The 6,659-nt window shown below is 74.9% G+C and carries 4 protein-coding genes; 3 read left to right on the forward strand and 1 reads right to left on the reverse strand.

What is annotated here, in order from left to right:
* Nucleotides 1-101: 101 nt before the first annotated feature.
* Nucleotides 102-1,400, reverse strand: coding sequence for an extracellular solute-binding protein (locus ABZ914_RS43720; protein WP_500200642.1), 1,299 nt, complete (start codon nt 1,398-1,400; stop codon nt 102-104).
* Nucleotides 1,401-1,659: 259 nt separating this feature from the next.
* On the opposite strand from ABZ914_RS43720, the gene ABZ914_RS43725 reads away from it, so the two are divergent.
* Genes ABZ914_RS43725 through ABZ914_RS43735 form a run of 3 tightly spaced genes read left to right on the forward strand, consistent with a single transcriptional unit; the run spans nt 1,660 to nt 6,544 of the window.
* On the forward strand, nt 1,660-2,709 hold the full coding sequence (locus ABZ914_RS43725) for a LacI family DNA-binding transcriptional regulator (protein WP_500200645.1): 1,050 nt from the start codon (nt 1,660-1,662) through the stop codon (nt 2,707-2,709).
* Complete coding sequence (locus ABZ914_RS43730; RefSeq protein ID WP_500200643.1) at nt 2,706-5,024, forward strand: beta-glucosidase family protein; 2,319 nt, start codon at nt 2,706-2,708, stop codon at nt 5,022-5,024. The genes ABZ914_RS43725 and ABZ914_RS43730 overlap by 4 nt, the downstream gene beginning before the upstream one ends.
* Nucleotides 5,021-6,544, forward strand: a complete 1,524-nt coding sequence (locus ABZ914_RS43735) for a glycoside hydrolase family 43 protein (RefSeq protein WP_500200644.1) — start codon at nt 5,021-5,023, stop codon at nt 6,542-6,544. The genes ABZ914_RS43730 and ABZ914_RS43735 overlap by 4 nt, the downstream gene beginning before the upstream one ends.
* The last annotated feature ends 115 nt before the right edge of the window (nt 6,545-6,659 follow it).

The raw sequence follows: 6,659 nt of genomic DNA on the forward strand, positions 1-6,659 counted from the left end.
GCGCAGCCGCCGGCCGAGCGGCGCCCGGGAGCCCCGCTCGCGCGGGGCCCGGGCGGTGCGCCGCCGGTCGCCGGCCGCGGCGGGCAGCGTCAGCGGTTCGGTCATTGGCTCTTGGCCGCCTTGGTGACCTGCTGGGCGACCTGCTCGGGCGTCGCCTTGCCGCCGATGAGCGCGGCGACGCTGTCGTTGACCTGCTGCCCGACGGCGGGCGGGAACGCCTGGTCGAGGTAGAGCTGGAACCCGGTGGAGGCGCCGAGCGCCTCGGCGACCTGCTTTCGGCCCTGGTCGGCGAGCGCGCTCTCGGCGCCCTTCACGACCGGCATGAAGGCGCCGGAGGAGACGAGCTCGTGCTCGTTCTCGGTGTTGATGAGGAAGGCGAGGAAGTCGATCGCCTCCTTGGGCGCGTCCTTGCCGAGGGCGTGGCCGTTGCCGCCGCCGAAGACGTCGGTGAGGGCGCCCTGCCCGCCGTCGACGGCCGGGAACGGGAACCAGCCCTCGTCGTCGGCGATGCCCTTGCCGGAGGCGTCCTTCTCCACCGCCGGGGCCCACTGCCCCATCAGTTCCATGGCGGCCTTGCCCGCGCCGACGGTGGCGGCCTCGCCGCCGGGGCTGTCGAACCCGGCGTTCTGGAAGCCGGGCTGGAAGGGCTGCAGGTCGACGAGTTCCTTGAGGTGCTGCCCGGCGCCGACGAACGCGGGCCCGGTGAAGTCGTTGGTCTTCGCGGCCTGCTGCATCGCGGTCAGGCCGCCGATGCGCATCGCGAGGTAGGCCCAGTAGTACATGCCGGGCCACTTGTCCTTGCCGCCGAGCGCGATGGGGGTGATGCCGGCGCCCTTGAGCTTGCGGACGTCGTCGAGGAACTCCGCCCAGGTCTTCGGCGGCGCCTTGATGCCGGCCTTCTCGAAGTGCCGCTTGTTGTACCAGAAGCCGACCATGCCCATGTCGTACGGGACGGCGTAGGTCTTCCCGTCGAACTGGTACGGCTTCAGCGACACCGGGGTGACGGTGTTCAGCAGGCCGGACGCGGACGAGGTGAGGTCCTTGACGAGGCCGGCGTCGATCTGCTGCTTGAGCACGCCGCCGCCCCAGGTCACGAAGATGTCGGGCACCTTCCCGGAGGCGGTGAGCGCCGTCATCTTCGACTTGTACGCCTCGTTCTCCAGGTTGGTGAGCTTGATCCTGACGTTCGGGTGCGCGGCCTCGTACGCCTTGGCGATCTTCGGATAGATCGTCTTGGACGGCTCGGTGGTGGCGATGTCCATCCATTCGATCGTGACCTTGCCGTCCGAACCGGAGCCGCCGTCGCCGCAGGCGGCGAGCAGCGGCGCGGCGGTGACCGCGGCCGCCCCTGCGGAGACTGCGGTCAGGAACGAGCGGCGCGACAGGTGGGGGATGCCCATGGTGGTCTCCTGGATGGGGTGGGCGGCGGCCGGAGCGGACGGCGATCCGCTCGAAACATTTCGAAACACTTCGAGGCTCCGTTGCCGTGGAACTCTAAGAACGCGACCCCTTGCGGTCAAGGGTTCGCGCGCACTTGCCCCCACTTGGCCCGCTGAACTCGCCCCCATCTCGGACTAGGAGAGAGCGAAACATTGCGATACTGTTCGCAATCGTTTCCTCGGGGAGGAGAGAAGCGTGCCCGTGCGCACCACCGACGAGATGCCGGATCCGCCGTCCCGGCCGACGCTGGCCGTCATCGCGGCCGAGGCGGGGGTCTCCACCGCCACGGTGTCCAAGGTCCTCAACGGCCGCACCGACGTGGCCGCCGCGACCCGCGAGCGGGTGGAGGCGCTGCTGCGCACCCACCACTACCCCGGCCCCGGCGGCGTCGCCCGGCGCGCCCGCCGGTCCGGGCTGATCGACCTGGTGCTCGCCGGGCTCGACAGCCCGTGGGCGGTGGAGATCCTGCGCGGCGTCGAGGCCGAGTGCGCCGAGCACGGCACCGGCGTCGTGGTGTCGCTCGTCCGCGACGACGACGCCCGCCCGCCGAGCTGGCAGAACCTGCCCGCGCTGCACCACAGCGACGGCGTGATCCTCGTGACCTCCCGGATGACGCACCGCCAGCGCGCCCAGCTGGAGAAGGCGGGCGTCGGGCTGGTGCTGGTCGACCCGGTGAACCTGCCGGACACCGACATCGCCAGCGTCGGCGCCACCAACTGGGCGGGCGGGCTGGCCGCCACCGAGCACCTCATCGGCCTCGGCCACCGCCGCATCGGGATGATCGGCGGGCCCGCCGACATGCTGTGCACGCAGGCCCGCGTGGACGGCTACCGGACGGCGCTGGAGCGCGCCGGGATCGAGGTCGACAAGGACCTCGTCCGGTACGGCGACTTCCACCACCGCGGCGGCTTCGCCCGCACCCGCGAGCTGCTGGAGCTGCCCGACCCGCCGACCGCGATCTTCGCCGGCAGCGACGAGCAGGCCATGGGCGCCTACCAGGCGGCCCGGCTCGCCGGCCTGCGCATCCCCGAGGACCTCAGCGTCGTCGGCTTCGACGACCTGCCCACCTGCGAGTGGCTGTCGCCGCCGCTGACCACCGTCCGGCAGCCGCTGGAGGAGATGGGCCGCGTCGCCGCCCGCACCCTGCTCCAGCTGCTGGACGGCCGACCGCCGCTCACCCCGCGCGTGGAACTGGCCACCGACCTGCGCGTCCGTGCGTCCACCGCCCCGCCGCCCCCCACCCCGCCGGTCCACACGGAGGAACGATGACCGAAGCCGTCCCGGCCGCGCGCGCGGCCCGCGAACCGTGGCGGGACCCCGCGCTGCCGGCCGCCGCGCGCGTCGCCGACCTGCTGGCCCGGATGACGCCGGAGGAGAAGGCGGGGCAGCTCGCCGGGTACTGGGCGATGCCCGCCGAACCCGGCGATCCCGTGGCCCCGATGGAGGACGACTCGCACGAGACCGCGCCGTCCCTGGACGAGGTGGTCGGGAACGGGCTCGGGCAGCTCACCCGCGTGTTCGGGACGGCGCCCGTCACGGCGGCCGACGGCGCGGCCCGGCTGCGCGACCTGCAGCGCCGCGTCGCCGCCGGGAACCGGTTCGGCATCCCGGCGATCGCGCACGAGGAGTGCCTCAACGGCTTCATGACGTGGGGCGCGACCATCTTCCCGAGCCCGCCCGCGTGGGGCGCCACGTTCGACCCCGCGCTCGTCGAGGAGATGGCCGCCGCGATCGGCTCGGTCATGCGGGCCGCGGGCGTCCACCAGGGCCTCGCGCCGGTGCTGGACGTCGTCCGCGACGCCCGCTGGGGACGGACGGAGGAGTGCGTCGGCGAGGACCCGTACCTCGTCGGCGTCGTCGGCACCGCCTACGCGCGGGGGCTGGAACGGTCCGGCGTCGTCGCGACGCTCAAGCACTTCGCCGGCTACTCCGCGTCCCGCGACGGCCGGAACATGGCGCCCGCGCCGATCGGGCCGCGCGAGTTCGCCGACGTCGTCCTCGAACCGTTCGTCATGGCGCTGCGCGAGCGGCGCGCCCGGTCGGTGATGCACTCCTACACCGACGTGGACGGCATGCCCGCCGCCGCCGACGAGCGCCTGCTCACCCGCCTGCTCCGCGACGAGCTCGGCTTCACCGGCGTCGTCGTCGCCGACTACTTCGGGATCTCGTTCCTGGAGAGCCGCCACCGCGTGGCCGGCTCGCGGGGCGAGGCCGCCGCCGCCGCGCTGTGCGCCGGCGTCGACATGGAGCTGCCGACCGTCCGCTGCTACGGCGCGCCGCTGATCGAGGAGGTCCGGCGCGGCACCGTCCCCGAGGAGCTGCTCGACCGCGCCGCCGCCCGCGTCCTGACGCTGAAGGCCGGGCTCGGCCTGCTGGACGGCCCGCCCTCCCCCGCGGAGACGGCGCCGGACGTCGACCCGCCGGAGCACCGGGAGCTGGCCCGGCGCGTCGCCGAGGAGTCGGTGGTGCTGCTCGCCAACGACGGCGTGCTCCCGCTGGCGCCCGGCGCGCGGGTCGCGCTGGTCGGCGCGCTGGCCGACGACCCGTTCGCGATGCTCGGCGCCTACACCTTCCCCGGCCATGTCGGGCACGGGCATCCGGAGCTGCCGCTGGGCGTGGAGATCCCGACGCTGGCGGAGGCGCTCCGCGCCGAGGGCGCCGACCTGCGGGTGGCGGCCGGCGGGGACGCGCTGGAGCCCGGCGACGCCGACATCGCGGCCGCCGCCGCGGCCGCCCGGGACGCCGACGTGTGCGTCCTCGCGCTCGGCGACCGCGCCGGGATGTTCGGCCGCGGCACGTCCGGGGAGGGCAGCGACGCCCGGACCCTCGCGCTGCCGGGCCGGCAGGCCGACCTCGCCGCCGCCGTCCTGGACACCGGAACGCCGACCGTCGTCGTCCTGTTCACCGGCCGCCCGTACGCGCTGGAGGGCATCGCCGACCGCGCCGCCGCGGTCGTCCAGGCGTTCTTCCCCGGGCAGCGGGGCGGCCCGGCGGTCGCCGGGGTGCTGACCGGGCGGGTCGAGCCGTCCGGGCGGCTGCCGCTCAGCGTGCCGCTGCGCGCGTCCGGCCCGTCCGTGTCCTACCTGCGCTCGGCGATGGACGGCCCGCACGACTGGAGCACCGTCGACCCCGTGCCGCTGTACCCGTTCGGGCACGGCCTGACCTGGACCCGGTTCGAGTACGCCGACCTGCGCGCGGACGAGCGGGCGGGCACCGACGGGACGGTCACGGTCAGCGCGGTCGTCCGCAACGCCGGGGACCGCGCGGGGACCGAGGTCGTCCAGCTGTACCTGTCGGACCCGGTCGCGTCGGTGGTGCGGCCGGCGCGCTGGCTCGCCGGGTTCGCGCGGGTCCGGCTGGAGCCGGGCGAGGCGGCCCGCGTCGCGTTCGAGGTGCACGCCGACCGGACCTCCTTCACCGGCCCGGACCTCCGGCGCGTCGTCGAGCCCGGGGTGGTCGAGGCGGCCGTCGGGCGCTCCAGCGGCGACCTGCCGCTGCGCGGCTCGTTCACGCTGGACGGCCCGGTCCGCGAGCCCGGCCCGGACCGCGTCCTGACCGTCCCGGTGGAGGTGACGCGGCTGTGAGGCGGTTCCGCAACCCCGTGCTGCCGGGCTGCCACCCGGACCCGTCGGTCTGCCGCGTGGGCGACGACTTCTACCTCGTCACGTCGACGTTCGAGTGGTTCCCCGGCCTGCCGGTGCACCACAGCCGCGATCTGGTGCACTGGCGGCCGGTCGGGCACGCCCTCGACCGGCCGGAGCAGCTCCCGCTGGACGGCGTCCCCGCGTCCGGCGGGCTGTACGCGCCCACGCTGCGGCACCACGACGGCACCTTCTACCTCGTCTGCACCCTCGTGGACGGCCCGGAGTGGTCGGGCCATTTCGTGATGACGGCCGCCGATCCGTGCGGGCCGTGGTCGGACCCGGTGCGGCTGGAGGGGGACGGAATCGACCCGTCCCTGTTCTTCGACGACGATGGCCGCGCCTGGTGCACCGGGACCCGGCCGACCGGGCGGTACGAGGGGCACACCGAGATCTGGCTGCGCGAGTTCGACCCGCGGTCGCTGGCCCTCGTGGGCGAGGAGCACGTGATCTGGGACGGAGCACTGAAGGGCGCGATCTGGTCGGAGGGCTCCCACCTCTACCGCATCGGCGGCAAGTACTACCTGCTCACGGCCGAGGGCGGCACCGCGATGGACCACGCGGTGGTGATCGCGCGGGCCGACCGCGTCACCGGCCCCTACGAGGGGAACCCCCGCAACCCGATCCTCACCCACCGCGACCTCGGCGCCGGCCACCCGATCGTCGGGGCGGGGCACGCCGATCTCGTGGAGACGCCGGACGGCGAGTGGTGGATGGTCCTGCTCGCCATGCGCCCGCACCACGGCGACCGGTGCGCCCTCGGCCGCGAGACCTTCCTCGCCCCGGTCACCTGGGAGGACGGCTGGCCGGTCGCCGGCGGCCGGGTCGAGGCGGAGTGCCCCGCGCCGTCGCTGCCGGAGCATCCGTGGCCCGCCGTCCCGGCGTGCGACCAGTTCGACGGGCCGGAGCTCGACCCGTCCTGGACCATGCTGCGGACGCCTCGCGAGCGGTGGTGGAGCCTGACCGACCGTCCCGGCCGGCTGCGGCTGCGGCTCCGCCCGGAGGGCCTCGCCGACGTGGCCAACCCGTCCTTCGTCGGGCGGCGGCAGCGGCATCCGGAGTTCGCCGCGTTCACCGCCCTCGACTTCGCGCCCGGCGACGACGAGGAGGCGGGGCTCGCGCTCATGCAGAACAACGACTTCCACGTGGTGCTGGCCGCAACGGACCGGGGGCTGCGGCTGGCCAAGCGGGAGCAGGGCGTCACGACCGTCCTGGCCGAGGCGCCGGCCCCGCCGGGGGTCGTCGGGCTCGGCTTCGAGGCCCACGGCCGCTGGTACCGGGCGTCCTACTCCCCGCGCCCGGGGCATTGGGCGCCGCTGGGCGACCCGATCGACGGCGACTTCCTGACCAGCCAGGTCGCCGGGGGCTTCACGGGCGTCCTCGTCGGCCTCTACGCCACCTCCAACGGCCGGCCCGGCGGGAACCACGCCGACTTCGACTGGTTCGAGTACGTCCCGCTCTAGAGGAGGCGGGCGGGGTCGGCGATGACGCGTTCGATGACGAGGCCGGCGGCGCCGAGGACGGCGGCGCCCTCGGCCAGGCCGGACACCTCCACCGGCGGGACGCCGCGGCGCAGCG

Origin of the sequence: Spirillospora sp. NPDC046719 (genome assembly GCF_040645715.1) — a bacterium.
Classification (GTDB): domain Bacteria; phylum Actinomycetota; class Actinomycetes; order Streptosporangiales; family Streptosporangiaceae; genus Spirillospora.